The sequence below is a fragment of the Mycobacterium sp. SA01 genome (genome assembly GCF_041287105.1).
Lineage (GTDB): Bacteria > Actinomycetota > Actinomycetes > Mycobacteriales > Mycobacteriaceae > Mycobacterium.
Map to the genome: position 1 here is coordinate 657,340 of NZ_JBGGNO010000020.1, position 25,782 is coordinate 683,121.

Annotated in this window: 28 protein-coding genes and 1 pseudogene; 17 read left to right on the top strand and 12 right to left on the bottom strand. The window is 66.2% G+C overall.

What is annotated here, in order from left to right; translation table 11 throughout:
* Nucleotides 1-831, top strand: a complete 831-nt coding sequence (locus AB4879_RS22320) for a PHB depolymerase family esterase (RefSeq protein WP_370509325.1) — start codon at nucleotides 1-3, stop codon at nucleotides 829-831.
* 105 nt (nucleotides 832-936) lie between these two features.
* On the opposite strand, the gene AB4879_RS22325 is transcribed toward AB4879_RS22320, so the two are convergent.
* Nucleotides 937-1,272: a cupin domain-containing protein gene (locus tag AB4879_RS22325; RefSeq protein ID WP_370509326.1), complete on the bottom strand. Its 336-nt coding sequence runs from the start codon at nucleotides 1,270-1,272 to the stop codon at nucleotides 937-939.
* 62 nt (nucleotides 1,273-1,334) lie between these two features.
* On the opposite strand from AB4879_RS22325, the gene AB4879_RS22330 reads away from it, so the two are divergent.
* Genes AB4879_RS22330 through AB4879_RS22345 form a run of 4 tightly spaced genes read left to right on the top strand, consistent with a single transcriptional unit; the run spans nucleotide 1,335 to nucleotide 5,366 of the window.
* Complete coding sequence (locus AB4879_RS22330) at nucleotides 1,335-2,963, top strand: acyl-CoA dehydrogenase family protein (protein ID WP_370509327.1); 1,629 nt, start codon at nucleotides 1,335-1,337, stop codon at nucleotides 2,961-2,963.
* The gene (locus tag AB4879_RS22335; protein ID WP_102807105.1) at nucleotides 2,960-3,868 is read left to right on the top strand and encodes a crotonase/enoyl-CoA hydratase family protein; all 909 of its coding nucleotides are present in this window, start codon (nucleotides 2,960-2,962) and stop codon (nucleotides 3,866-3,868) included. Before AB4879_RS22330 ends, AB4879_RS22335 begins: the two co-directional genes overlap by 4 nt.
* Before the next feature lie 23 nt (nucleotides 3,869-3,891).
* The gene (locus tag AB4879_RS22340) at nucleotides 3,892-4,605 is read left to right on the top strand and encodes a PaaX family transcriptional regulator C-terminal domain-containing protein (protein ID WP_370509551.1); all 714 of its coding nucleotides are present in this window, start codon (nucleotides 3,892-3,894) and stop codon (nucleotides 4,603-4,605) included.
* The gene (locus AB4879_RS22345) at nucleotides 4,602-5,366 is read left to right on the top strand and encodes a crotonase/enoyl-CoA hydratase family protein (protein WP_370509328.1); all 765 of its coding nucleotides are present in this window, start codon (nucleotides 4,602-4,604) and stop codon (nucleotides 5,364-5,366) included. Before AB4879_RS22340 ends, AB4879_RS22345 begins: the two co-directional genes overlap by 4 nt.
* Nucleotides 5,367-5,377: 11 nt before the next feature.
* On the opposite strand, the gene AB4879_RS22350 is transcribed toward AB4879_RS22345, so the two are convergent.
* The 3 genes and pseudogenes from AB4879_RS22350 to AB4879_RS22360 all read right to left on the bottom strand — a co-directional run bounded on the left by AB4879_RS22350 (nucleotide 5,378) and on the right by AB4879_RS22360 (nucleotide 6,135).
* The gene (locus AB4879_RS22350) at nucleotides 5,378-5,776 is read right to left on the bottom strand and encodes a DUF3060 domain-containing protein (RefSeq protein ID WP_102807196.1); all 399 of its coding nucleotides are present in this window, start codon (nucleotides 5,774-5,776) and stop codon (nucleotides 5,378-5,380) included.
* A 23-nt stretch (nucleotides 5,777-5,799) separates the two neighbouring features.
* A pseudogene (locus tag AB4879_RS22355) lies at nucleotides 5,800-5,955 on the bottom strand (DUF3060 domain-containing protein); the annotation flags it as partial.
* Complete coding sequence (locus AB4879_RS22360) at nucleotides 5,956-6,135, bottom strand: hypothetical protein (protein WP_370509329.1); 180 nt, start codon at nucleotides 6,133-6,135, stop codon at nucleotides 5,956-5,958.
* Between the two features lie 39 nt (nucleotides 6,136-6,174).
* Here AB4879_RS22360 and AB4879_RS22365 point away from each other — a divergent pair, with 39 nt between their 5' ends.
* The 9 genes from AB4879_RS22365 (at nucleotide 6,175) to AB4879_RS22405 (ending at nucleotide 15,527) form a co-directional block, all read left to right on the top strand.
* Nucleotides 6,175-6,813 (top strand): TetR/AcrR family transcriptional regulator, encoded by a 639-nt coding sequence (locus AB4879_RS22365; protein ID WP_370509330.1) that lies wholly within the window; start codon nucleotides 6,175-6,177, stop codon nucleotides 6,811-6,813.
* 331 nt (nucleotides 6,814-7,144) lie between these two features.
* Entirely contained in the window at nucleotides 7,145-7,519 is a 375-nt protein-coding gene (rpsL, locus tag AB4879_RS22370; protein WP_036343468.1) for a 30S ribosomal protein S12, read from the top strand.
* Nucleotides 7,519-7,989, top strand: coding sequence for a 30S ribosomal protein S7 (gene rpsG / locus AB4879_RS22375; RefSeq protein WP_036343469.1), 471 nt, complete (start codon nucleotides 7,519-7,521; stop codon nucleotides 7,987-7,989). The genes rpsL and rpsG overlap by 1 nt, the downstream gene beginning before the upstream one ends.
* Before the next feature lie 82 nt (nucleotides 7,990-8,071).
* Entirely contained in the window at nucleotides 8,072-10,174 is a 2,103-nt protein-coding gene (gene fusA / locus AB4879_RS22380; RefSeq protein ID WP_370509331.1) for an elongation factor G, read from the top strand.
* A gap of 77 nt (nucleotides 10,175-10,251) precedes the next feature.
* Nucleotides 10,252-11,442 (top strand): elongation factor Tu, encoded by a 1,191-nt coding sequence (tuf, locus tag AB4879_RS22385; protein WP_036343471.1) that lies wholly within the window; start codon nucleotides 10,252-10,254, stop codon nucleotides 11,440-11,442.
* Between the two features lie 115 nt (nucleotides 11,443-11,557).
* Nucleotides 11,558-11,857, top strand: coding sequence for a hypothetical protein (locus tag AB4879_RS22390; protein ID WP_370509332.1), 300 nt, complete (start codon nucleotides 11,558-11,560; stop codon nucleotides 11,855-11,857).
* Between the two features lie 104 nt (nucleotides 11,858-11,961).
* Entirely contained in the window at nucleotides 11,962-12,813 is an 852-nt protein-coding gene (locus AB4879_RS22395; protein ID WP_370509333.1) for an SHOCT domain-containing protein, read from the top strand.
* 3 nt (nucleotides 12,814-12,816) lie between these two features.
* Nucleotides 12,817-14,262, top strand: coding sequence for a basic amino acid/polyamine antiporter (locus AB4879_RS22400; RefSeq protein ID WP_370509334.1), 1,446 nt, complete (start codon nucleotides 12,817-12,819; stop codon nucleotides 14,260-14,262).
* A gap of 17 nt (nucleotides 14,263-14,279) precedes the next feature.
* Nucleotides 14,280-15,527: an arginine deiminase gene (locus AB4879_RS22405; protein ID WP_370509335.1), complete on the top strand. Its 1,248-nt coding sequence runs from the start codon at nucleotides 14,280-14,282 to the stop codon at nucleotides 15,525-15,527.
* Nucleotides 15,528-15,533: 6 nt separating this feature from the next.
* Here AB4879_RS22405 and AB4879_RS22410 read toward each other — a convergent pair whose 3' ends face one another.
* A complete protein-coding gene (locus AB4879_RS22410; RefSeq protein WP_102807112.1) occupies nucleotides 15,534-15,785 on the bottom strand; it encodes a hypothetical protein in 252 nt (83 codons plus the stop codon).
* 251 nt (nucleotides 15,786-16,036) lie between these two features.
* On the opposite strand from AB4879_RS22410, the gene AB4879_RS22415 reads away from it, so the two are divergent.
* Nucleotides 16,037-16,891, top strand: coding sequence for a mycofactocin-coupled SDR family oxidoreductase (locus tag AB4879_RS22415; RefSeq protein ID WP_370509336.1), 855 nt, complete (start codon nucleotides 16,037-16,039; stop codon nucleotides 16,889-16,891).
* Between the two features lie 3 nt (nucleotides 16,892-16,894).
* Here AB4879_RS22415 and AB4879_RS22420 read toward each other — a convergent pair whose 3' ends face one another.
* Genes AB4879_RS22420 through ddaH form a run of 4 tightly spaced genes read right to left on the bottom strand, consistent with a single transcriptional unit; the run spans nucleotide 16,895 to nucleotide 21,384 of the window.
* Nucleotides 16,895-17,776 (bottom strand): universal stress protein, encoded by an 882-nt coding sequence (locus tag AB4879_RS22420; protein WP_370509337.1) that lies wholly within the window; start codon nucleotides 17,774-17,776, stop codon nucleotides 16,895-16,897.
* On the bottom strand, nucleotides 17,773-19,269 hold the full coding sequence (locus AB4879_RS22425; RefSeq protein WP_370509338.1) for an amino acid permease: 1,497 nt from the start codon (nucleotides 19,267-19,269) through the stop codon (nucleotides 17,773-17,775). Before AB4879_RS22425 ends, AB4879_RS22420 begins: the two co-directional genes overlap by 4 nt.
* Nucleotides 19,270-19,303: 34 nt before the next feature.
* Nucleotides 19,304-20,542 (bottom strand): ornithine--oxo-acid transaminase, encoded by a 1,239-nt coding sequence (rocD, locus tag AB4879_RS22430; protein ID WP_370509339.1) that lies wholly within the window; start codon nucleotides 20,540-20,542, stop codon nucleotides 19,304-19,306.
* Nucleotides 20,539-21,384 (bottom strand): dimethylargininase, encoded by an 846-nt coding sequence (ddaH, locus tag AB4879_RS22435; protein WP_370509340.1) that lies wholly within the window; start codon nucleotides 21,382-21,384, stop codon nucleotides 20,539-20,541. The genes rocD and ddaH overlap by 4 nt, the downstream gene beginning before the upstream one ends.
* 123 nt (nucleotides 21,385-21,507) lie before the next feature.
* Between ddaH and AB4879_RS22440 the strand changes: the two genes are divergently transcribed.
* Nucleotides 21,508-21,954 carry an Lrp/AsnC family transcriptional regulator gene (locus AB4879_RS22440; protein WP_036343479.1) on the top strand — a complete coding sequence of 149 codons (447 nt, stop codon included), beginning with the start codon at nucleotides 21,508-21,510 and terminating at the stop codon, nucleotides 21,952-21,954.
* Nucleotides 21,955-22,013: 59 nt separating this feature from the next.
* Nucleotides 22,014-23,201, top strand: coding sequence for an NAD(P)/FAD-dependent oxidoreductase (locus AB4879_RS22445; RefSeq protein ID WP_370509341.1), 1,188 nt, complete (start codon nucleotides 22,014-22,016; stop codon nucleotides 23,199-23,201).
* Here the strand turns inward: AB4879_RS22445 and AB4879_RS22450 are convergent.
* The 3 genes from AB4879_RS22450 to mftR form a co-directional block, all read right to left on the bottom strand.
* Nucleotides 23,198-24,454, bottom strand: coding sequence for a VOC family protein (locus AB4879_RS22450; protein WP_370509342.1), 1,257 nt, complete (start codon nucleotides 24,452-24,454; stop codon nucleotides 23,198-23,200). The two genes, AB4879_RS22445 and AB4879_RS22450, sit on opposite strands and share 4 nt — an antisense overlap.
* Nucleotides 24,451-24,966: an RNA polymerase sigma factor gene (locus AB4879_RS22455; protein WP_036343482.1), complete on the bottom strand. Its 516-nt coding sequence runs from the start codon at nucleotides 24,964-24,966 to the stop codon at nucleotides 24,451-24,453. Before AB4879_RS22455 ends, AB4879_RS22450 begins: the two co-directional genes overlap by 4 nt.
* 122 nt (nucleotides 24,967-25,088) lie before the next feature.
* Nucleotides 25,089-25,703, bottom strand: coding sequence for a mycofactocin system transcriptional regulator (mftR, locus tag AB4879_RS22460; RefSeq protein ID WP_370509343.1), 615 nt, complete (start codon nucleotides 25,701-25,703; stop codon nucleotides 25,089-25,091).
* Between the last annotated feature and the right edge of the window lie 79 nt (nucleotides 25,704-25,782).

Sequence of the window (25,782 nt, forward strand, 5' to 3'; positions counted from 1 at the left end):
GTGTGGGCTCGTCGAGTCGCGCTGCTGGTCGCGCTGTGCCTGGTGGCCGCCTGCGCACCCGCGACCGGGTTCACGCCGGGTGTCAGTGCGCACACGATCCAGGTCGGCGGTGTTGACCGGGACTACCGGCTCTACGTTCCCGACGGTCTGCCGAAGTCGGCCCCGCTGGTCCTGATGCTGCACGGGTGGACCGGTAGCGCCAAACAGGCGCAGCGGAAGTACGGCTGGGACGAGCAGGCCGACTCCGCCAAGTTCGTGGTCGCCTATCCCGATGGGGTGGGCGGATCGTGGAACGCCGACGGGTGTTGCGGGCAGGCGAGCAAGGACAACGTCGACGACGTCGGTTTCATCACCGCCGCGGTCCGCGACATCACCGAGAAACTGGACATCGACAAGACGCGTATCTATGCCGCCGGGATCAGCAACGGCGGCATCATGGCGTACAAATTAGCCTGCAACACCGACCTTTTCGCGGCCATCGGGCCGGACGCGGCCACTCAACTTGCTGCCTGCCCGGCGCCGCGGCCGACGTCGGTGCTGCACATCCACGGCACCGACGACCGCCTGGTCCGCTACGACGGGCAACCAGGGACCGCTCTGCCGATCGCGACCATGACGCCGCCCGACGTCAGTGCGTTCTGGCGCAAAGTCGATCACTGCGACCCTCCTGCGACGACCGTCGACGGCGATCTCACGACCTCGGTCGCCAGCTGTCCGAGTGGGCGCAGCGTCGAGCTGATCACCGTGGCCGGCGGTGAACACGACTGGCCATCGTTCGCCACTGAGCGGATGTGGGATTTCTTCGCCGCGCACCCGGGCCGGCGCGCCTAGTTCCCCGGGTCGCTTCGCTCCTGCCCGCCGAGCTAATTCCCCGGGTCGCTTCGCTCCTGCCCGCCGAGCTAATTCCCCGGGTCGCTTCGCTCCTGCCCGCCGAACCTAGACGAGATACACCTTTCGCAGCGTCTCGGTCACCGTCCATACGGTCGGGGTGTCCTTGGCCAGCCGCACCACGTCGCCGGCGCCCAGCGTGAGCGTCGGGCTGCCGTCGTCGAATTCGACGGTGGCCGCGCCGGAGAGCACCACGAACAGTTCGTCGGCTTCGACATCACGCATGACTCCGGGCGTCATCTCCCACACTCCGACCTCCAGGCCGCCGAACGATCCGAGTTCGGCTGTGCCGGTGTGCGGCTCACCGCGCACCGACTGGTCGGCGGGCACCGGTTCGTGTTCGAGCCACTGGGTGGCGGCGTGGATGACGGAGTTCGGCTTCACGCCATCCAGCCTGCCATATTACGAATCTTGTGCGATTGTCGTAGAACTGTAATAGTGGTGTCATGTCGGATACGCATGTCGTCACCAACCAGGTCCCGCCGCTGACGGATCACAACCCGGCCAGCTCGCCGGTCCTGATCGAGGCGCTCATTCGCGAGGGCGGCCAGTGGGGCGTGGACGAGGTCACTGAGCTCGGTGCGCTGGCGGGCAGTGCCCAGGCGCAGCGCTGGGGCGAGCTGGCCGATCGCAATCAGCCGATCCTGCACACCCACGACCGCTACGGCTACCGCGTCGACGAGATCGAATACGACCCCGCCTACCACGAGCTGATGCGCACGGCGATCGCCCACGGCGTACACGCCGCGCCGTGGGCCGACGACCGTCCCGGCGCTCATGTGGTCCGCGCGGCGAAGATGGGGGTGTGGACTCCCGAGCCCGGGCACGTCTGCCCGATCTCGATGACCTACGCCGTCGTCCCCGCGCTGCGGCACAACCCCGAACTCGCCGCGATCTACGAGCCGCTGCTGACCAGCCGCAAGTACGACCCCGACCTGAAAGTGCCTGCCACCAAAGTCGGCATCACCGCGGGAATGTCGATGACCGAGAAGCAGGGCGGCTCCGACGTCCGGGCCGGCACCACCCAAGCCGTCCCCAACGGCGACGGCAGCTACACCATCACCGGTCACAAATGGTTCACCTCCGCGGCGATGAGCGACATCTTCCTGGTGCTGGCGCAAGCGCCCGGCGGCCTGAGCTGTTTCATGCTGCCGCGCGTTCTTCCCGACGGCACCCGCAACCGAATGTTCCTGCAGCGCTTGAAGGACAAGCTCGGCAACCACGCCAACGCCTCCAGCGAGGTGGAGTACGACGGCGCCGTCGCCTGGCTGGTCGGCGAGGAAGGCCGCGGCGTGCCCACCATCATCGAGATGGTCAACCTCACCCGGCTGGACTGCACCCTGGGCAGCGCCACCAGCATGCGCAACGGCCTGACCCGCGCCGTGCACCACACTCAGCATCGCACGGCGTTCGGTGCATATCTGATCGACCAGCCGTTGATGCGCAACGTGATTGCCGACCTCGCCGTCGAGGCCGAGGCGGCCACCGTCGTAGCAATGCGGATGGCCGGCGCCACCGATGCCGTCGTCCGCGGCGACGAACGCGAGACCCTGCTGCGCCGGATCGGCCTGGCGGCCGCCAAGTATTGGGTGTGCAAACGTGCGACCCCGCACGCTGCTGAGGCGATGGAATGCCTTGGCGGCAACGGCTATGCCGAGGAATCCGGAATGCCGCGGCTGTACCGCGAGGCGCCTCTGATGGGTATCTGGGAAGGGTCGGGCAACGTCAGCGCGCTGGACACGTTGCGCGCCATGGCAACCCGCCCCGAGTGCGTCGGTGTCCTCTTCGACGAGCTGGCGACGACCGCCGGGCAGGATGCTCGTCTGGACACCCACGTGGCCGAATTGCGTTCGGAGCTGGAGGACCTCGACGGCATCGAGTACCGCGCACGCGCCATCGCCGAGGACATCACAGTGGCGCTGCAGGGTTCACTGCTGGTGCGCCACGGTCATCCCGCGGTCGCCGAGGCGTTTCTGGCCTCGCGGGTCGGCGGCAACTGGGGCGGTGCGTTCGGGACGCTGCCTGCCGGACTCGACCTGGCGCCGATCATCGAACGCTGCCTGGTGAAGGGATGACCGAACTCACGACGATGACCTACGAGGTCACCGATCGGGTTGCCCGCATCACCTTCAACCGGCCCGAGAAGGGCAACGCGATCGTCGCGGAGACCCCACAGGAGTTGGCCGCGCTGGTGGAACGCGCCGACCTGGACCCGGACGTGCATGTCATCTTGGTGTCGGGCCGCGGCGAAGGATTCTGCGCCGGTTTCGATCTCGGCGCGTACGCCGACGGCTCGTCGTCGGCAGGCGGCGGGGACCGGCAGGGCACCGTGCTCGACGGTAAGACGCAGGCGGTCAACCACAAGGCTGACCGACCGTGGGACCCGATGATCGACTACCAGATGATGAGCCGCTTCGTGCGCGGCTTCTCCAGCCTGATGCACGCTGACAAGCCGACGGTGGTGAAGATTCACGGGTATTGCGTGGCGGGCGGTACCGATATCGCGCTGCACGCCGACCAGGTGATCGCCGCCTCGGACGCCAAGATCGGTTATCCGCCGACCCGGGTGTGGGGCGTTCCGGCGGCCGGGCTGTGGGCGCATCGGCTGGGTGATCAGCGGGCCAAACGCCTTCTGCTGACCGGGGATTGCATCACCGGCGCCCAAGCCGCCGAGTGGGGCCTGGCGGTGGAGGCGCCGGATCCGGCCGACCTCGACGAGCGCACCGAACGGCTGGTGGAGCGGATCGCGGCGGTCCCGGTGAACCAGTTGATCATGGTGAAGCTGGCGATGAACACCGCGCTGTATCAGCAGGGCGTGGCGACCAGTCGCATGGTCAGCACGGTGTTCGACGGGATCGCCCGGCACACCCCGGAGGGGCACGCGTTCGTGGCGGACGCCCGCGAGCACGGCTTCCGGGAGGCGGTCCGGCACCGCGACGAGCCGTTCGGTGACCATGGGCGTCGCGCCTCGGGAGTGTGAGCGTGCCGCAGTCGTTGGCGAAGATGACCGCCCGGTCGGTGGTGCTGAGTGTCTTGCTCGGCGCTCACCCGGCCTGGGCCACGTCGGCCGAATTGCTGCAGCTGACATCGGATTTCGGCATCCGCGAGCAGACCCTGCGGGTGGCGTTGACCCGGATGGTGGCCGCCGGGGATCTGGTGCGTTCCGACGACGGGTATCGACTGTCCGACCGGCTGTTGAGCCGCCAGCGCCGCCAGGACGATGCGCTCTACCCGCGCATGCGCGACTGGAACGGCGACTGGGTGATTGTGGTGATCACTGCGGTCGGCATGGATGCCCGAGCGCGCGCCGCGTTGCGAAACACTCTGCAGCTCAAACGGTTCGGTGAGATCCGGGAGGGCGTCTGGTTGCGTCCGGACAACCTCGATGACGAGCTGCCCGCCGAGGTCGCCGAACGGGTGCGGGTGCTGCACGCCCGCGACGACGACCCGGCCGAGCTGACCGGGCGGCTGTGGGATCTGGGTGGCTGGGCCGATACCGGGCGTCAGCTCCTGGATGACATCGCCGCGGCGGACGACATTCCGGCGAGATTCCGTGCCGCCGCCGCGATTGTGCGCCACCTGCTCACCGATCCGGTGCTGCCGGAAGGACTGCTGCCGGCGCGCTGGCCGGGCGCCGCGCTGCGGCGGGCCTATGCAGACTTCGCCGCCGAGTTGGTCGCGCGGCGGGATGAGGGACAACTGGTGGAGGCAAAATGACCGATCCGGTACGCGTCGAAAAGAATGGGCCTGTCACGACGGTGATCATCGACCGTCCGCAGGCCCGCAACGCTGTCAACGGTCCCACCGCGATGGCCTTGTTCAACGCCTTCGACGAGTTCGACAACGACGAGTCGGCATCGGTGGCGGTGCTCTGGGGTGACAACGGAACCTTCTGTGCCGGAGCCGATCTCAAGGCGATCGGCACACCGGATACCAACCCCACCCACCGCGATGGCCCCGGGCCAATGGGACCCAGCCGCATGCAGCTGTCCAAACCGGTGATCGCCGCGGTCAGCGGCTACGCCGTCGCCGGCGGCCTCGAGCTGGCCCTGTGGTGCGATCTGCGGGTCGCGGACGAAGACGCCGTGTTCGGGGTGTTCTGCCGCCGGTGGGGGGTTCCGCTGATCGACGGCGGCACCGTGCGCCTACCTCGTCTCATCGGTCACAGCCGGGCGATGGACCTGATCCTCACCGGCCGCGCCGTCGGCGCCGAGGAAGCCCTGGCGATCGGCCTGGCCAATCGGGTGGTGCCGCCAGGTCAGAGCCGCCAGGCCGCCGAGGAATTGGCCGCCGAACTGGCCCAGCTTCCGCAGCTGTGCCTGCGTTCGGACCGGATGTCGGCGCTCAACCAGTGGGGTCGGTCCGAAGCCGACGCCATGGACTTCGAATTCGGCAGCCTGTCGCGGGTGGCCGCCGAGTCCCTTGCCGGTGCGCAGCGATTCGCCAAGGGCGCCGGCCGGCACGGCGCGAAGGCGTGAGCCGCGACCGTCTACGACTTGTTGAGCGTGTTCCCCGAGCCGAGGTTGTTCACCTTCGGGTCGCCCTTGTAGGTGATCGTGTTGTTGAGGCCGACGACGGACAGTTCCTTGTCGATCGTGCCGAAGGTGATCTTGTTGTCCGCGCCGCCGATGTTCACCGACGCGCACGTGCCTTTGACCGTCAGGGTGTTGTTGGACCCGCCGACGTTCAGCGACTTTCCGTCGGCGCAGTCGATCTCGGCGGTCGTGCCGAACGAGCCGTAGTTGATGGTGTTGCCCACCTCAACCTGTGCTCCCGAGCTTCCGGCCGTCGCCGTCGGTGAGGTGGAGTCCTTGCTGGTGGATCCGCAGCCCGACAGCGCGATGGCGGCGATAACGCTGATCCCAGCGATGAGGGTGGGGGAGTTCATCGGCATTCGTCCGTCCTTCACGATTACGCCGGAACGCGGTCGATCCGGTTCGTCATTCCTAACTCGCGGCCGCGGTCGAGGACGACTGGCTCGCCGCTCGTGTCCAGGACCGTCTCGTCCCAGCCGTAGACCGTGATGTCATTGACGACGTTATCGGCGATCACCGTCTTCGACGAGCCTTATGGGGTCACGGCCCGCCACGGCGCCGCAGCCGGGGATGTGACCGTTCCGGTGATACCCGCCGTGAGGGCGGCAACGCAGGTCATGATGAACGCGCCGCCGCCGCGGTATCCCAGCTCGACGACATGCCTCACTTCCACCAACCCGAGTTGGAAACTGCGTCGCAGCCGGTCGGTCAACTAGAGTTCTCCGTCGATCCACCCAGGGAAGGGCGTGCAATGACATCTCGGCCGGAACCGGAGTCGGCGGCTGCCCGCCCGCGCCCCGGAAACCGGTCGTCGGCGAGGTCGAACAAGCTCAGCCGCGAGGTCATCGTCAACGCGGCCCTGACCTTCCTCGATCGGGAAGGCTGGGACGGACTCACCATCAATGCACTGGCCACCCAGTTGGGTACCAAGGGGCCGTCGCTCTACAACCACGTGCACAGCCTCGAAGATCTGCGTCGCACGGTCCGCATGCACGTCATCGACGACATCCTGCAGATGCTGTCCACCGTCGGGCAGGGCCGCACCCGCGACGACGCCGTGACCGCGATGGCCAGCGCCTACCGCAGCTACGCGCACCATCACCCGGGCCGCTACTCGGCTTTCACCCGTATGCCGTTGGGCGGTGACGACCCCGAGTTCACGGCCGCGTCGCATGCCGCCGCGGCCCCGGTGATCGAGGTACTCGCCTCGTACGGCCTGGACGGCGACGACGCCTTTTATGCCTCGCTGGAGTTCTGGGCCGCGCTGCACGGGTTCGTGCTGTTGGAGATGACGGGCGTGATGGACATGGTCGACACCGATGCGGTGTTCTCCGACATGGTCCTGCGGCTGGCTGCCGGGATGGCGCGCCGGAACGGAGCGCACGGCTGAGCCCACCTCGGGCACCCGAATATCGGTGTTGTCGGGAACCGACGCCGACATTCACGCGTTGACCTGCGGTAAGGCCCATCAGGAGCCCCGTGCACCGAGTTTGGAGGGGCGTGCCGCGCCTGGTATCGTGGGAGCTCGTGCCTGGCCGTTAGGGGCGCTTGCGGGGACGCATGCGCGCACGCCGGGCAAATTCGCATGTCCAGTATGCATCGGATTCGACTGGTGCACAGTGTGTGCGACACGCCCGGCAGCGGGGTACGCGGCGGGGTGAAAACAGCAGTACAGAGACTTGAGAAGCGCCGAAAGACGTACGAGAGAAGAAAGCCGGTAGATGCCAACCATTCAGCAGCTGGTCCGCAAGGGTCGCACCGACAAGGTCGCGAAGGTGAAGACCGCGGCCCTCAAGGGCAGCCCGCAGCGCCGCGGCGTGTGCACCCGCGTGTACACGACCACCCCGAAGAAGCCGAACTCGGCACTTCGCAAGGTCGCGCGCGTGAAGCTGACGACCGGCGTCGAGGTGACCGCCTACATCCCCGGTGAGGGCCACAACCTGCAGGAGCACTCGATGGTGCTGGTGCGCGGCGGCCGTGTGAAGGACCTCCCCGGCGTTCGCTACAAGATCATCCGCGGTTCGCTGGACACCCAGGGTGTCAAGAACCGCAAGCAGGCCCGTAGCCGTTACGGCGCGAAGAAGGAGAAGAGCTAATGCCGCGCAAGGGTCCCGCGCCGAAGCGCCCGTTGGTCAATGACCCGGTCTACGGCTCGCAGCTGGTCACCCAGCTGGTGAACAAGGTCCTGCTGGACGGGAAGAAATCGCTGGCAGAACGCATTGTTTATGGTGCGCTCGAGCAGGCTCGTGACAAGACCGGCACCGATCCGGTCATCACCCTGAAGCGCGCTCTCGACAACGTCAAGCCCGCCCTCGAGGTGCGCAGCCGTCGTGTCGGTGGCGCCACCTATCAGGTGCCTGTCGAGGTCCGCCCGGAACGCTCCACCACTCTGGCCCTGCGCTGGTTGGTGAGCTTTTCCAAGGCGCGCCGCGAGAAGACCATGATCGAGCGGCTGGCGAACGAGATTCTCGACGCCAGCAATGGCCTGGGTGCAGCCGTCAAGCGGCGCGAAGACACCCACAAGATGGCCGAGGCGAACCGGGCCTTCGCGCACTACCGCTGGTGATTGCACTGCCGGCGGCCACCGCGTGGCGGCTGCCGGCGCATGACCACACCAAATTGAGAAGCGAAAGAGTGGGAATTTAGCCGTGGCACAGGACGTGCTCACCGACCTGAACAAGGTCCGCAACATCGGCATCATGGCGCACATCGATGCCGGCAAGACGACAACGACCGAGCGCATCCTCTTCTACACCGGTATCTCGTACAAGATCGGTGAGGTGCACGACGGTGCCGCCACGATGGACTGGATGGAGCAGGAGCAGGAGCGAGGTATCACCATCACCTCGGCCGCGACCACCTGCTTCTGGAACGACAACCAGATCAACATCATCGACACCCCGGGCCACGTCGACTTCACCGTCGAGGTGGAGCGCTCGCTGCGCGTGCTCGACGGTGCCGTGGCCGTCTTCGACGGCAAGGAAGGTGTCGAGCCGCAGTCCGAGCAGGTCTGGCGTCAGGCCGACAAGTACGACGTGCCGCGCATCTGCTTCGTCAACAAGATGGACAAGCTGGGCGCCGACTTCTACTTCTCGGTGCAGACGATGAAGGACCGCCTCGGCGCGAACGTCGTCCCGATCCAGCTGCCGATCGGCTCCGAGGGCGACTTCGAGGGCGTCGTCGACCTGGTCGAGATGAAGGCCAAGGTCTGGCGCGGTGAGACGAAGCTCGGCGAGAAGTACGACGTCGTCGACATCCCGGCCGATATGCAGGAGAAGGCCGAGGAATATCGCACCGCGATGATCGAGTCCATCGCCGAGGCCGATGACGACCTCATGGAGAAGTACCTGGGCGGCGAAGAGCTCACCGTCGAGGAGATCAAGGGCGGTCTGCGCAAGCTGACCGTCACCAGCGCGGGTTACCCGGTGCTGTGCGGTTCCGCGTTCAAGAACAAGGGCGTGCAGCCCATGCTCGACGCGGTCATCGACTACCTGCCGACCCCGCTGGACGTTGCGGCCGCCGAAGGCCACCGCCCGGGCAAGGAAGACGAGATCGTCTTGCGCAAGCCGTCGGCCGACGAGCCGTTCTCCGGGCTGGCGTTCAAGGTTGCCACCCACCCGTTCTTCGGCAAGTTGACCTACGTCCGGGTGTACTCGGGCAAGGTCGACTCCGGCGCACAGGTCATCAACTCGACCAAGGGCAAAAAGGAGCGGCTGGGCAAGCTGTTCCAGATGCACTCCAACAAGGAGAACCCGGTCGAATCGGCATCCGCCGGCCACATCTACGCGGTGATCGGCCTCAAGGACACCACCACCGGTGACACCCTGAGCGATCCGAACGACCAGGTTGTGCTCGAGTCGATGACCTTCCCGGATCCCGTCATCCAGGTCGCCATCGAGCCCAAGACGAAGAGTGACCAGGAGAAGCTGTCCCTGGCCATTCAGAAGCTGGCCGAAGAGGACCCGACCTTCAAGGTCAACCAGGACCACGAGACCGGCCAGACCATCATCGGCGGCATGGGCGAGCTCCACCTGGACATCCTGGTGGACCGTATGCGCCGCGAGTTCAAGGTCGAGGCCAACGTCGGCAAGCCGCAGGTCGCCTACAAGGAGACCATCAAGCGCGCAGTCGACAAGGTCGAGTTCACGCATAAGAAGCAGACCGGTGGCTCCGGCCAGTTCGCGAAGGTTCTCGTCGCCATCGAGCCGTTTGTCGGCGAGGACGGCGCAACCTACGAGTTCGAGAACAGGGTCACCGGTGGCCGCATCCCCCGCGAGTACATCCCGTCGGTGGATGCCGGTGCGCAGGACGCCATGCAGTACGGCGTGCTGGCCGGTTACCCGCTGGTGAACTTGAAGCTCATCCTGCTCGACGGCGCATACCACGACGTCGACTCGTCGGAAATGGCCTTCAAGATCGCCGGTTCCCAGGCGCTGAAAAAGGCTGCCGCGCAAGCGCAGCCGGTCATCCTGGAACCTGTTATGGCCGTCGAGGTCACGACGCCCGAGGATTACATGGGCGACGTGATCGGCGACCTGAACTCCCGCCGTGGTCAGATTCAAGCCATGGAGGAGCGCAGCGGTGCTCGCGTCGTCAAGGCGCACGTGCCGCTGTCGGAGATGTTCGGCTATGTCGGGGACCTGCGGTCCCGGACCCAGGGCCGGGCGAACTACTCCATGGTGTTCGATTCGTACGCCGAAGTTCCGGCGAACGTGTCGAAGGAGATCATCGCGAAGGCGACGGGTCAGTAATCCGTTGCTGCGGCAACACAACTGAAAACATCAACACTGCTTAACCAAAGCAACAACAAGTCCAGGAGGACACAGAAGTGGCGAAGGCGAAGTTCGAGCGGACGAAGCCGCACGTCAACATCGGGACCATCGGTCACGTTGACCACGGCAAGACCACGCTGACTGCAGCAATCACCAAGGTTCTGCACGACAAGTACCCGGAGTTGAACGAATCGCGCGCATTCGACCAGATCGACAATGCGCCCGAGGAGCGTCAGCGCGGTATCACCATCAACATCTCCCACGTGGAGTACCAGACCGAGAAGCGTCACTACGCGCACGTCGACGCCCCCGGTCACGCTGACTACATCAAGAACATGATCACCGGTGCCGCCCAGATGGACGGCGCGATTCTGGTGGTCGCCGCCACCGACGGTCCCATGCCGCAGACCCGCGAGCACGTGCTGCTCGCCCGCCAGGTCGGCGTCCCCTACATCCTGGTGGCGCTGAACAAGGCCGACATGGTCGACGACGAGGAGCTCCTGGAGCTCGTCGAGCTGGAGGTCCGCGAACTGCTGGCCGCCCAGGAGTTCGACGAGGAAGCACCGGTCATCAAGGTGTCCGCACTCAAGGCCCTCGAGGGTGACCCGCAGTGGGTCAAGAGCGTCGAGGATCTGATGGACGCCGTCGACGAGTCGATCCCGGACCCGGTCCGCGACACCGACAAGCCGTTCCTGATGCCCGTCGAGGACGTCTTCACGATCACCGGCCGCGGCACCGTGGTCACCGGTCGTGTCGAGCGTGGCGTGATCAACGTGAACGAGGAAGTCGAGATCGTCGGCATCAAGCCGACCGTCACCAAGACCACGGTCACCGGTGTGGAAATGTTCCGCAAGCTGCTCGACCAGGGCCAGGCCGGCGACAACGTCGGTCTGCTGGTTCGTGGCGTCAAGCGCGAGGATGTCGAGCGCGGCCAGGTCGTCGTGAAGCCCGGCACCACCACCCCGCACACCGAGTTCGAGGGCAGCGTCTACATCCTGTCCAAGGACGAGGGCGGCCGTCACACGCCGTTCTTCAACAACTACCGCCCGCAGTTCTACTTCCGTACCACGGACGTGACCGGCGTGGTGACCCTTCCCGAGGGCACCGAGATGGTGATGCCCGGTGACAACACCGACATCTCCGTCAAGCTGATCCAGCCCGTGGCCATGGACGAGGGCCTGCGGTTCGCGATCCGTGAAGGTGGCCGCACCGTCGGCGCCGGCCGGGTCACCAAGATCATCAAGTGATCTGACACAGCAGTTCCGCGAAGCGGCGCTCACCTTCGGGTGGGCGCCGCTTTCGTTTGTCCGAAACCCCTCGTGCCCCGGTGCTAGGCTGCGGAATCCACAACGGGGTGGGGCGATGGACGACGACGATTTTCAGCAGCCGGCGTATCCGCCGTCGGTTGTGTTCGGCGGCGCGGCACTGCTGGCTGTGCTCGGTGGCATCGTCGCGTCGGTGCTCATGGTCAGCGCGGCGAGCGTCGGCAGCCACCACTCACCCCCGGCGCCTCGCAGCCAGCCGGCCGCCCACCCGGCGTCCCCGGCACCCGTGCGGCCCGCGCCGCCGGCCCAGCCCGAGGCCCAGAACAGTCTCGAGGTGTTCGTCAATCGACTCGTCCCGCAGTTGCCGGGCTTGGATCAGCTACTGCAAACCCCCTGAGCAGGGCGGTCTGAAGCTCGTCGCAGACTGCGACAAGTGGTCCCAAGCGGATGTCGTGGAGTTAGTCTGATCGCGACATTGCTGGCCGAAAAGGGGTGTGCCAAATGTTGGGTCGGTATCTCAAAGCGCAATTGACCGTCCTGCTGTTCGGCGGCCTCGTCGGTCCGATCTTCCTGATCGTGTACTTCGCCCTCGGGCCGTTCGCGCGGCCATACATCGGGTGGATGTTCTGGGTCGGCCTGCTGATCACGGCGGGCGACGTGCTCGCCGCCCTGTGGTTGACCAACTCCGGGATGAAGTCCGCGGCCAAGCACGAGGAGCTGAACCAGCGTGGTGTTCTGGTGCTGGCGCAGATCACCGGTATCTCGGACACCTCGTGGTTCGTCAACGACCAACAGATGATCAAGGTGAACCTCCACTTCGAGGTGCCCGGCTATCAGGGTTTCGACACTCAGGAGACCATGGCGTCGAGCCCCACCCGCATGCAGATCCTCAACGCCCACAAGTTGGTCGCGCTCGTCGAGCCGGGCACGCAGAAGTACGAAATCGACTGGAACGCCAGCGCTTTGATTGCCGGAGTGGTGCCCGCGCAGTTCACCCTCGCCGAGGACAACAAGACCTACGACCTGCGGGGGCAGGCCGGCCCGATGATGGAGATCATGCAGATCCTGCGCGCCAACGGCGTGCCGGTGAACGGCACCATCGACATCCGATCCAATCCTGCTGTGCGCCAGCAGGTGATGGCCGTCGTCCGGCGGGCCGCCGCCGGGCAGCCGGTGGCCGCCACACCACCGCAGGCCGCGCAACCCGCCACCACTACGCCGTACGTGCCGCCACCGATGCCGGAAGTGTCGACCGCGCAACGTCTTCAAGAGCTCGAGACCCTGAGGGCGACCGGCTCGATCACCGAGGCGGAATACACGGCCAAACGACAGCAGATCCTGGCCGATCTCTAGCTGATGGCCTCGACCGAAGCGCCGACGCAGGCCGACGGGAAGGTCAGCCTGCCGACCCTGACCGCCATGGTGGTCGGGTCCATGGTCGGGTCGGGGGTCTTTCTGCTGCCGCGACGCTTCGGAGTCGAGACCGGGGTGCTCGGGGCGCTGATCGCCTGGGCGATCGCCGGCGGCGGAATGCTGATGCTGGCCTTCGTCTTCCAGCGACTGGCCACCCGTAAGCCTGATCTGGATGCGGGCATCTTCGCCTACGCCAAGGCCGGTTTCGGTGACTACGTCGGCTTCAATTCGGCGTTCGGGTTCTGGGCGTCGGCGTGCGCGGGCAACACCTCTTACTGGGTGTTGATCATGGCGACCACCGCGGCGCTGTTCCCGTCACTCGGCACGGGAGACACCGTGCTGGCGGTCGTCTTGGCGTCGATCGGGGTGTGGTTGTTCTGCTTCCTGATCCTGCGCGGTGTCAAGGAGGCGGCGATCATCAACCGGATCGCCACCGTTGCCAAGATCATCCCGATCCTGCTGTTCATCGTCATCGCACTTGTCGCGTTCAAGGGCGGCGTCTTCGCGGATAACTTCTGGGGTGGCGACGGGAACTACTCCCTGAGCTCGGTCTTCGAACAGGCCAAGGGGACGATGCTGATCACGGTGTTCGTCTTCCTGGGCATCGAAGGCGCCAGCGTGTACTCGCGTTTCGCCCGTAAACGGGAGGACGTCGGGCGCGCCACCGTGATCGGTTTCCTCAGTGTGCTCAGCGTGTTCATGTTGGTCACCCTGGTGTCCTACGGCATTCTGCCGCAGCACGAGCTGGCCCAGGTTGACCAGCCGTCGATGGCTTCGGTCTTGGAAACGATTGTCGGACATTGGGGTTCGGTGTTCATCCGGGTCGGGGTGATCGTCTCGGTGCTGGGTGCATATCTGGCCTGGACGTTGATGGCCGCCGAAATCCTCTACCTTCCGGCCAAATCGGACGACATGCCGAGGTTCCTGGCCCGCACCAACTCTCATGGCGCCCCCGTCGCAGCACTGATCATGGCGGGCGGCCTGGTCCAGCTGCTCCTTATCCTGCTGCTGTTCACTTCCGACGCACTGAATTTCATGCTCGACCTGACCGCGGCGCTGTCCCTGGTTCCATACCTGCTTGCGGCGGCGTACGCGCTGAAACTGACGATCACCGGCGAGACCTACGGCCACGGCGATCCGCGCCGGTCCGACCTGGTGGTCGCCGTCCTCGCCACCGTCTACACGCTGTTTCTGGTCTACGCCGCCGGGGTGTCTCATCTGATGCTGTCCTGCATCCTCTACGCACCGGGGGCGATCCTGTACGTGATCGCGCGCCGGGAACGCCGGCTCCCGCTGTTCCGCCCGGCGGAGGCGGTCTTGTTCGTCATCATCCTCGTCGGCGCGGTCTCGGGTGTGGTCTCGCTGGCCACGGGCGCAATCGAACTCTAGGGAAGGGAAGTGGTGTGGTGACGTCTGCATCTGCTTCATACGGCGTGCATTCCGAAGTGGGAACGCTGCGCAAGGTGCTGGTGTGTTCGCCCGGCCTGGCCCACGAGCGGCTCACCCCGACCAATTGCGACGACCTGCTGTTCGACGACGTGCTGTGGGTGCAGAACGCCCGCCGGGACCACTTCGACTTCATGGACAAGATGCGCGAGCGCGGTGTCGAGGTGGTCGAACTGCACAACCTGCTGTCCGAGACGATGGAGATCCCGGACGGCCGCACGTGGCTGCTCGACCGCAAGATCGTCGCCAACGAGGTAGGGATGGGGCTGGTCGACGACACGAGGGCGTTCCTCGACGAGCTGCCCGCCCGTCGGCTGACCGAGTTCCTGATCGGCGGGCTGTCGACCCGCGACCTGCCGGTCGACCTCGGCCGGGGCTACCGCGCCCTGGCCCGCGAGCATGCCGGAATCACCGAGTATCTCATGCCGCCGCTACCCAACACGTTGTACACCCGGGACACCACCTGCTGGATCTACTCGGGTGTGACGCTGAACCCGCTGTTCTGGCCGGCACGGCACGACGAAACGCTGCTGATGAAGGCCATCTATGAGTTCCATCCCGATTTCACCGGCTTGACAGTGTGGTGGGGTGACCCCGAAAAGTCCTGGGGGATGGCCACTATCGAGGGCGGCGACGTCTTGGTGCCCGGCAACGGCGTGGTGTTGATCGGGATGAGCGAACGCACCTCGCGGCAGGCGATCACCCAGGTGGCGGCGACGCTGTTCGAACGCGGCGCGGCCGAACGCATCATCCTGGCGGGGATGCCCAAGCTGCGCGCCGCCATGCACCTCGACACCGTGTTCACCTTCGCCGATCGCGATGTCGCGACGATCTACCCCGAAATCGTGGACAACATCCAGACTTTCACGCTGCTCCCGAGCGATTCGGCCCCCGGCCTGGACGTCATCGAAGAGACCAAGCCTTTCGTGGAGGTGGTCGCCAGCGCCCTGGGCCTCGGCGCCTTGCGGGTGGTCGAAACCGGGGGCAGCGCCTACGACTCTGAGCGACAACAGTGGGACAGCGGCAACAACCTGGTGGCGGTCGAGCCGGGCGTGGTGTTCGCCTACGACCGCAACACCCACACCAACTCGCTGCTGCGCAAGGCCGGGGTCGAAGTCATCACGATCGTCGGCGCCGAACTGGGTCGCGGACGAGGCGGCGGTCACTGCATGACCTGCCCGATCGTCCGCGACCCGGTCAGCTACTGAGCCCGGTCAGTTATTGCCCCCCACCGGGGGAGTGTTGCCGCTGGGCCCATAGGCACCGTTCTGGTCGTTGGCGTTGCCGGCGCCCCCGGCGGGGTCGGGCGGCGTCGCCAGGTTGCCGGAGGTTTGGCACGTCGACGTGGCGGTCTGCGGAACCACGCAATCGTTCTGCGGTGCGGCGGACGCGATCGGAGCGGCAATCAATGCGGCGGCCGCACCGGTCAGCAGTGCTGGGGCGATGCTACGGATGGTCAATGCCATGTGGTCCTACTTTCGTGCTGAGGGGTGTTGCTAGCCCGTGGCTAGGGGCGAGCTGTGAAGCGGGCCTATGCGATGCGGCTCGAAATCCGCTGCGTCTCTGCTAATCAGGGCCTCCCGGCCCGCCCAGCAGAAATACCCGAGTGACCCGTGGGCAAACACGACGTCACATTTGCGACCGCTGGCTGGGAAGTATTTAGAACACGTTCCAACTCTCTTGCTAGCCTGACCTGGGCTGACTGAAAGGACCATTGATGACAACATCGTCGGGGACCCTCGAGGGGCGAGTAGCGTTCGTCACCGGTGCCGCGCGCGGCCAGGGCCGCGCCCACGCTGTCCGGCTGGCACGCGAAGGCGCCGACGTGATCGTCTCCGACATCTGCGCCTCGGTCAGTGACACCATTCCCTATCCCGGGACCACCACTGAGGACCTGAACGAAACGGTCCGGTTGGTGGAGGCCGAGGGGCGCAAGGTCCTGGGACGCGAAGTCGATGTCCGCGACGACGCCGCGGTCCGCCAGCTGGTGGCTGACGGCGTCGAGCAGTTCGGCAGGCTCGACATCTTGGTCGCCAACGCCGGTGTGCTGTCCTGGGGCCGGTTGTGGGAGTTGACCGACGAACAGTGGAACACCGTCATCGACACCAACCTCACCGGGACCTGGCGCACGCTCCGTGCCGTCGTCCCGGCGATGATCGAGGCCGGTAACGGCGGCTCGATCATCGTGGTGAGTTCGTCGGCCGGGGTGAAGGCCACCCCGGGCAACAGCCACTACGCCGCGTCCAAGCATGGGCTGACCGCCCTGACGAACTCACTGGCGTTGGAAGCCGGTGAGTACGGCATCCGGGTCAACTCCATTCACCCGTACTCGGTGGCCACCCCGATGACCGAAAACGACGCCATGCTGGGTGTTTTCGGCGCGCACCCGAGCTATCTGCACGGCTTCGCCCCGATGCCCTACCTTCCGGTGGGCCAGAACGCGACCGGCAAACGGTCCGACTTCATGAACGTCGATGAGGTCGCCGACGTGGTGGTGTGGCTGGCCGGCGATCAATCCGCCACTCTGTCGGGTTCGCAGATCAGCGTCGACCGCGGCGTGATGAAGTACTAGCGGTCAGCCCGGCAGTACCAGCACCGGAACGGGGCTGTGCCGCAGGATCTTCGAGCCCCGCGAGCCCAGGAATACCCGCGCAATTCCGCCCACCGGCGATGTGCCGATAGCCAGCAGGTCACCGTCTTGCCAATCGACCGCGTCCAGAGCATCGTCCCAACCGTTGCCGGTGGCCACCTGTAGATCCACGTCCGGGCCCACCACTGCGTCGGTCTTCAACTGCGCCAACGCTTCCCGTGCGTAGCCGGCCAGCTGGTCGAGGATCGAATCCTCGGCGCTCAGGCCGACTTCCGGCGGGTACATCGTTCGACCCCGAACCGCGAACGTGATCACTCGCATCGGCACGTCGAGCCGGCGAGCGAGATCGGCGACCCGCTGTACGACGTGCAGCGTGTCGGCCGTTCCCGGGTAGGCGGCGGTGATCCGGGTCAGGCCGCCTGATTTCGAACCGCGATATCCGCGTGGGCTGATCGCCATCGGTACCGGCGAGGAGTGCAGCAGACGGTCTGCCGTCGAGCCGATCACCACCTGGCCGAGCTTTCCGTCCGCGGATGAGCCCAGGATCAGCACCTCGGCTTCCAGCTCGGAGATCGCCTCCAGTAGCCCGCCGGACACCGAACGGTGCGACACCTTGTGATATCTGACGTCGAGCCCATCGGCTATAGACGCAACGCAGTCGCGGGCCTGTGCCGCCGAGTTCGTCGCCAATTGTTCGGCGTACTGGGCATATTCGGCGTCGATTCGGCCCAGCGACGGTGTCATCCACGGTCGCGGCACGACGGTCACCACGGTCAGCGACGTCCTCAGGGTCTTGGCGGCTTCGACCGCGAGATAGAGCGGCGACCGACCGCTCTTGCCCGCGAGGTAGCCGACCGCGACGGTCACGGCTCATCCTTGGTCATGACGTCGTCATCGCGGGGCACCGCCGACGGGCTGTAACCGTCGGAGCCCTCGGCGTTCAGCGCGCTGTGGCGCCGTCCCCAGAACAGATAGAACAGCAACACCAGCGCGACGCAGCCGCCGAAGACCAGCCACGTCTGCCAGCGCAGACCGTAGAGCACCGCGGCGCACGCCAGGATCGACAGAACGGGTGTCACGGGGTAGCCCGGGACTTTGAACGGCCGCTCGAGGTCGGGTTGGCGGACCCGAAGGATGATGACGCCGGCCGACACCGTGATGAACGCGACCAAGGTGCCGATCGACACCGCATCGAGCAACCAGTTCAGCGGAATGAAGCCCGCCAGGATGCCGGTGACGGCGGCGACGATGACGGTGTTGCCCACCGGAGTCATGCTGCGGGGGTTGACCTTTGCGAACATCGATGGAAGCAGTCCGTCTCGGCCCATCGCGAAGAGGATGCGCGTCTGTCCGTACATCACGACAAGCGTCACCGAGAAGATGGAGATCACCGCGCCGGCGGCCAGAACGGTGCTGGCCCAGGTGCTGCCGGTGATGTTCTCCAAGATCACCGACAGTCCCGCTTCGGCTTGTTCGTCCGATCCGAAGTCTGCGGCGTCCTGGGTGCCCAGGCCGGCGAACGCGACCAGTATGTAAAAGGTGGTGACCACCAGGAGTGCCGCGATGATGGCCCGCGGCATGGTTTTCTGCGGATTCTTCACTTCGTCACCGGCGGTCGACACCGCATCGAGTCCGATGAACGAGAAGAAGATCATGCTCGCGGCGGTGGTGATGCCGGGTACGCCCTTGTCCCAGAAGCCGTGGAAATGGTCGGCGTTGAAGGCGGTGAGTGCGATGACGATGAACATGCCCAGCACGCTGAGCTTGATCAGCACCATGACGGTGTTGACGAGGGCCGATTCACTCGCGCCACGGATGAGCAGCGCCATGCACATCAGGATCAGGAGGACCGCGGGCAGATTGACGATTCCGGGGGCGGAGTCCCACGGGGCGGCACTCAAGGACTGCGGCAGCTGCCACCCGAACAGGTTCTGCAACAACTTATTCAGATAGCCGCTCCACCCGACAGCGACGGCCGAGATGGAGACGCCGTATTCGAGAAGCAGGCAGGCTGCCACACCCATGGCAACGACCTCGCCCATCGTCGTATAGGCGTATGAGTAGGTCGAGCCCGACACCGGTACCGAGGATGCCATCTCTGCGTAGCAGATCGCAGACAGCCCGGCCGCCACGGCGGCGAGCAGAAACGAGACCAGCACCGCCGGACCGGCTTCAGGCACCGCCGCGGACAGGACGAAGAAGATACCGGTGCCGACGGTTGCGCCGACACCGAAAAGTGTCAGCTGAAAGGTGCCGATACTGCGCTTCAGCTGGTCGGAGGCGCCGTGTGCGACCGGCGCGCCTGCGACCGGACGGCGACGGAACAGCTGCTGGGAGAGGCTCAGCGGCGGTGCGGTCATAGTGCCTCCTGGGGTCACCAAACTGAACTACTCGTTACGAGTGTGCACCTGCCTGCGCCAGCACACGTGCGAACTGCCCAACCGCCCAATCGATCTCCTCGGCGGTGATGACCAGCGGGGGAGCGAACCGCAACGTCGACCCGTGAGTGTCCTTGACCAGCACTCCGTGCTCGGCGAGGGCGAGGCTGAGCTGCTTGCCTGTCCCGAGGCGTTCGTCGATGTCGACGCCGGCCCACAGTCCCATGCCGCGTACCGCGAGCACCCCGTGGCCGATCAACGATCGCAATCGGGCATGCAGGTGCAGGCCCAGTTCGGCTGAGCGGGACTGGAATTCACCGCGCCGCAGGATGCCGACCACGGTGGAACCGATTGCCGCGGCCAGCGGATTGCCGCCGAACGTCGATCCGTGCTCACCGGGATGAAGGACTCCGAGGATGTCGCGGTCGGCCACCACCGCGGACAGCGGAACCACGCCGCCGCCGAGTGCCTTGCCGAGCAGATAGACGTCGGGCACCACCCCCCAATGGTCACAGGCGAACGTGTGGCCGGTGCGCGCCAGGCCGGACTGGATCTCGTCGGCGATCAGCAGGACATTGCGCCTGCTGCACAGTGCACGCAGCCGGGGCAGATAGTCGTCGGCCGGGACGATGATCCCGGCTTCGCCCTGAATAGGCTCGATGAGCACGGCGACCGTGTTCTCGTCGATCGCGGCTGCGACAGCGTCGGCATCGCCGAACGGCACCGACCGGAAGCCGGGGGTGAACGGGCCGAAGCCGCCGCGGGCGGTGTCATCGGAGGAGAAGCTGACGATGCTGATCGTGCGTCCGTGGAAGTTGTTGTCGGCCACAACGATGTTCGCCATCCCGGCGGGGACGCCCTTGACGTCGGTGCCCCACTTGCGGGCGATCTTGAGGCCGCTTTCCACGGCCTCGGCACCACTGTTCATCGGCAGCACCATGTCTTTGCCGCAGAGCCCGGCCAGCGCGGCGCAGAACGGGCCGAGCTGATCGGAATGAAAGGCCCGGCTCACCAACGTCACGGCGTCGAGCTGGCGGTGCGCGGCGGCGACGATCTCGTCGTTGTGATGGCCGAAGTTCACCGCCGAGTACGCCGCCAGGCAGTCGAGGTAGCGGCGGCCCTCGACGTCGGTGATCCACGCGCCGCGGGCGCTGCTCGCCACCACCGGAAGCGGCGAATAGTTGTGCGCGGCGTAGGCGTTGTCCAGTGCGATTGCAGCGGCGGTGGCTCCGGTTACAGTGTCGGCCATGGTCATGTAAACACCTCCAGCGTGCAACATTTCACCGAACCGCCGCCCTTGAGCAGCTCGGACAGATCGACACCGATGGGGTGGAACCCGGCTCGGTGGAGTTGCTCGGCGAAGCCGGTGGCCTGCGCGGGGTACACCACGTGCTTGCCGTCGGACACCGCGTTGAGGCCGAGCACGTAGGCATCGGCGCTCGCCACTTCGATGGCATCGGGGAAAAGCCGGCGCAACTGCGTTCGGGCGTCGTCGGTGAACGCCGACGGGTAGTAGGCGATCGTGGTGTCATCGAGCACCGTCAATGCGGTATCGAGGTGGTAGAACCGCGGATCGACCAGTTCCAGCGAGATCACCGGCATGCCGGTGATCTCACCTACCTCGGCGTGCGCGTGCAGGTGCGTGCGAAAACCAGTGCCTGCCAGGATCATTGATCCGACCACCAGCAGGTCGCCTTGGCCCTCGTTGACGTGGCGGGTGGCTATCGGATCATGTCCGTGTTGGTCCATCCAGGCGGCATATGCCACCGATTCGCCGTGCCGCTCGGCATGCTTGAACCGGGCGACGATCGCCGTCCCGTTGATGATCAGCCCGGCATTGGCGGCGTACACCATGTCCGGCAGCCCCGGTACCGGCTCGACGAGGTCGACGGTGTGGCCGAGTCGGCGGTACGTGTCGCGCAGGTGTTCCCACTGGGCGAGCGCCAACTCGGCGTCGACGGGCGTGCTGGTGTCCATCCACGGGTTGATGGCGTACTCGACGGTGAAATACGTCGGTGGGGTCATGGCGTAGTGGCGGAGTCGCTGGGTGCGCGGTGTCCTCGTCGACCCGACGGCGACATCGGGGGATATCGTCATGAATCAACCATAGAAGTGCATTTTGACGCAATCAATCGATAACTATTGCGCGTCTATGAATGATCTATTGCGTCACCGCTAACATTGCGGTGATCTGTTGTGTGCGGGTGAAAGGGCTGCCGAATGGACCGGTTGGACGACACCGACGAGCGGATCCTCGCCGAGCTCGCCGAGCACGCCCGAGCCACCTTCGCCGAGATCGGGGAACGGGTGAACCTGTCGGCTCCGGCGGTGAAGCGGCGGGTCGACCGGATGCTCGACGCCGGGGTGATCCGCGGGTTCACCACGGTCATCGATCGCAGCGCCGTGGGCTGGAACACCGAGGCCTACGTGCAGGTGTATTGCCACGGCACGATCGCGCCAGATCGGTTGCGCGCGGCCTGGATTGACATTCCCGAGATCATCAGTGCCGCCACCGTGACGGGAACGTCGGACGCCATCCTGCATGTGCTGGCTCGCGATATGCGACACCTGGAGGCGGCGCTGGAACGCATCAGGTCGAGCGCCGACATCGAACGGAGCGAGAGCATCGTGGTGTTGTCCAACCTGATTGACCGATCACCCGCCTAACTGGTCGGTTGGCGCAGGCTGGCGAGCACTTCGCGACGGCGATCGTGTAAGAACACCACGTGAGCACGAGCGAAAACGGCATCCTCATCGTCGGTGGCGGCCTGGCCGCCACCCGCACCGCTGAGCAATTGCGCAAGTCGGAGTACACCGGCCCGGTCACCATCATCAGCGACGAGGTGCATCTGCCGTATGACCGCCCGCCGCTGTCGAAGGACGTGCTGCACGCCGACCTCGACGATGTCGCGCTCAAGCCCGCCGAGTTCTACGCCGAGAACGACATCACCCTGCGGTTGGGCAGCGCGGTCACGTCGCTGGACACCGCCGCCCGGACCGTGACCCTCGCCGACGGCTCGGTGCTGGGGTACGACGAGCTGGTCATCGCCACCGGCCTGGTGCCCAAGCGCATCCCGTCGTTCCCCGACCTGGAGGGCATCCGCGTTCTGCGCTCGCTCGACGATGCGCTGGCGTTGCGCGCCCATGCCGGGTCTGCACGGCAGGCGGTGATCATCGGCGCCGGTTTCATCGGCTGCGAGGTCGCGGCAAGCCTGCGCAAGCTCGGCGTCGAGGTGGCGTTGGTCGAGCCGCAGCCGGCTCCGCTGGCCTCGGTGCTCGGCGAGCAGGTCGGAAACCTGGTGACCCGCCTGCACCGCGCCGAAGGAGTCGATGTGCGCCCCGGCATCGGCGTGGCCGAGGTGCGTGGCGAGAACGGCCATGTGACCGCAGTCGTGTTGTCCGATGGCAGCGAGCTGCCCGCCGACCTCGTTGTGGTGGGTATCGGCTCGCGCCCGGCCACCGACTGGCTGGAGGGCAGTGGGGTGGCCATCGACAACGGCATCGTGTGCGACCAGGCGGGACGCACCAGCGCGGCGGGAGTGTGGGCGCTCGGTGACGTCGCGTCCTGGCGCGACGCCACTGGACACCAAGCCCGCGTTGAACATTGGAGCAATGTGGCCGAGCAGGCCCGGGTCATTGTGCCGTCGATGCTGGGGCAGGAGGCCCCGTCGGTGATCGTGGTGCCGTACTTCTGGAGTGACCAGTACGACGTGAAGATCCAGTGCCTCGGGGAGCCGGAGGCCACCGACACGGTGCACATCGTCGAGGACGACGGTCGCAAATTCCTCGCCTTTTACGAACGCGACGGCGTGGTGGCCGGGGTGGTCGGCGGCGGTATGCCGGGCAAGGTCATGAAGGTCCGCGCCAAGATCGCGTCCGGCGCCCCCATCGCCGACGTTCTGCCCGCGTCCTAGAACTCGCCGAGGTAGAACCGGCCACCCTGGTCGTCGGTGCACTCCGCCATCAGCCCGTAGGGCTGGCGGCTGGGTTCGGCGAGAACCGACCCACCCGCCTCGCGAACCCGGGCGACCGCCTCCTCGATGTCGGAGACCGTCCACATCGGCACCGTGCTCGGTGTGTGCGAGCCGCCGGCAGCGCCGGACATCGGGTGTGTGTTCTGTAGCGCCCAGCCGTCCTCGACCCGACCGCGTTCGAACGTCCATCCCAGCACCTGGCCGTAGAAGTCGCGGAAAGCCGCCGACTCACCGACCTCGTACGTGACATAGGACAGCTCGCCGTGGCCCGCGCCGTTGAGCAGCGGACGACGCTGACCCGGTTCCGGCCGATAGATCGCGAACGCGGCGCCCTGGTTGTCGCGGGCCTCCAGCAGTGCGCCGACCGCAGACTTGCGGGACACGCCCACCGACCCGCCGGCGGCGAGGATCGCGGCGCGCGCCTCATCCACGTCGTCCACCGCATAGCAGCAGAACAGCGTCGTGCGCTCGGACGGCGAGAAGTCAATCGCCTCAACGGTATTGGTCACCCGACCGGATGGGTCGCACTCCCACCCCAGCACGTGGGAGTAGAAGGCGGCCGCGCGGGCGATGTCCGGGCTGTGCACCGACACGTAGCCGATGTCGCCGTGCCGGATCGGCTCGCGCACCGGCCCGCTGAGCATCCACCGATGGCCGAAAGGGTCGCGGATGGTGGCGTTGCGCGCGCCGTGTCCTTCGTAGGGTTCGCGTTGCACCTCGGCGCCCTGGGCCCTGGCGCGGGACAGGGCGGCGTCGGTGTCAGCGACGTCCACCATCAGGCTCACCGAATTGACGCCGCTCGCCGGCGCCTGCAGTCCGAGGTCGGCGAACTCGTCGGCCAGGTACAGAACGCCGCCGCTCATCGCCAGTTCGGCATGGCCGATGCGTCCGTCGCCCATCACGATCGGGTCGCCGATCAATTCCGCACCGAAGGCGTCGCGATACCAGTCGATCGCGGCACGGGCGTCGGCCACCGTCAGGTATGGCAGCGCGGCGGGGCGGGGGTTCCCGGCCTGGTTCGCCGGCTCGTTCAATTCGGCAACTGCTGCCGCGGTGCCGCTCATGGTGACTCCTCGGGTGTTCGCGGGTAAGGACAAGGCAGACTCCAGCCGCGCCCGCAACTCGGCCGCAAAAGACGGATCCGGTTGCACGGGAAGGTCTTCGGTGGTCAAGACGCGCATGGGATCGGTCATGAGACACCTCCTTCCGGGTAGAGCTTCCTGAAGGCGCGCCGGGCGCGGACCAGTAACGCCTCGGTGGCGTGCACGCTGCGTCCGATCAACTCCGCGCACTCCGGAACCGAGCAGTCGTCCATGTAGCGCAGTGCGAGCACCACCCGGTGTGGTTCGGGGAGTCGTGCGAGCACGCTCTCGGCGACGATCCGGTCCAGTTGGGCGTCCCAGTCGTCGGCCGCTTCGCCCTCGGGCACGTCGGCGACGGCCACCGTGGGGCGGGCTGAACGACGCCGGTAGTGATCGGCCAGTTTGTGCCGAGCCACCCCGAGTAGCCACGGGACAGCCAGCGGCGGTGGCGCGGCCCGCCGGGCGGCATCCATCGCCGCGAGGAACGTCTCCGACGTGAGGTCCTCGGCGGTGGCCTGATCGCCGCACCGGCGGACGAAGTATCCGTAGACGACCGGAAGCGCGTCGTCGTAGAGCTCTAGCAGCCGGTACGGAGCATCGGGAGGTTCCGGATCCGCACTCACATCCTTATCGTCGTCGCGCAGGCCCGAACTCCGACGCACCAACATCGAATTTCACGTTTCGCAGTGAAAGTTCGAGTAGACGCCAGCAAAACGTGAAACTCGGCGTCGTGAGCATCGCATCGTCACTTGCCACCCAGGTCGTCGAGTCCGTGCGCGACGACGTCGAAGGCGTCGCCGATCGCCTGCGGCAGCGAGACGGCCTCGTTGGCCAGCCAGTACTCGTAGGCCGACAGGGCGACCCCGAGCATCAGCCAGGCGACCGACTGGGGAACCAGGTCGCCGGGCTTGCCGCCGGTTCGTGCGGCCACGAAGTCCGCGACCACGCCCCGCCAGCCGGCGTACATGGTCATCGAATGCGCCTGCAGTTCGGCAGTCTCCAGGATCACCCGCATCCGTTGTCGGTGCCGTTCGGTCTCCGAGGGGTCAAAAGTGTTGAATGCCAACAATGCCGACCGCAGCGCCGGGCTGATCGCCTCGGTGTCGGCGACCCGGGCGAACAGGTCGCGGAAGTGCTGCAGGTGGGCGTCGAAGTCACCCCAGGGGATCGCGTTCTTCGACGGGTAGTACCGGAACAGGGTGCGCCGGGCGATACCCGATGCCGCCGCCACGTCGTCGACGCTGACCGACCCGAACCCGTAGTTGGCGAACAGGTCGAGGGCGACGTCGGTGATGTGGTCCTGCGTGGTGGACCTGCGCCGCCCCACCCGGGCGCTCGGGTAACCCCCAGCAGTCGTCATCGACCCGCCCTTCCTTTTCGGCACTCGATGCCATATTCTTGCGATCTCGATCACAATTGTCGAGAACCTGGGCCGACGA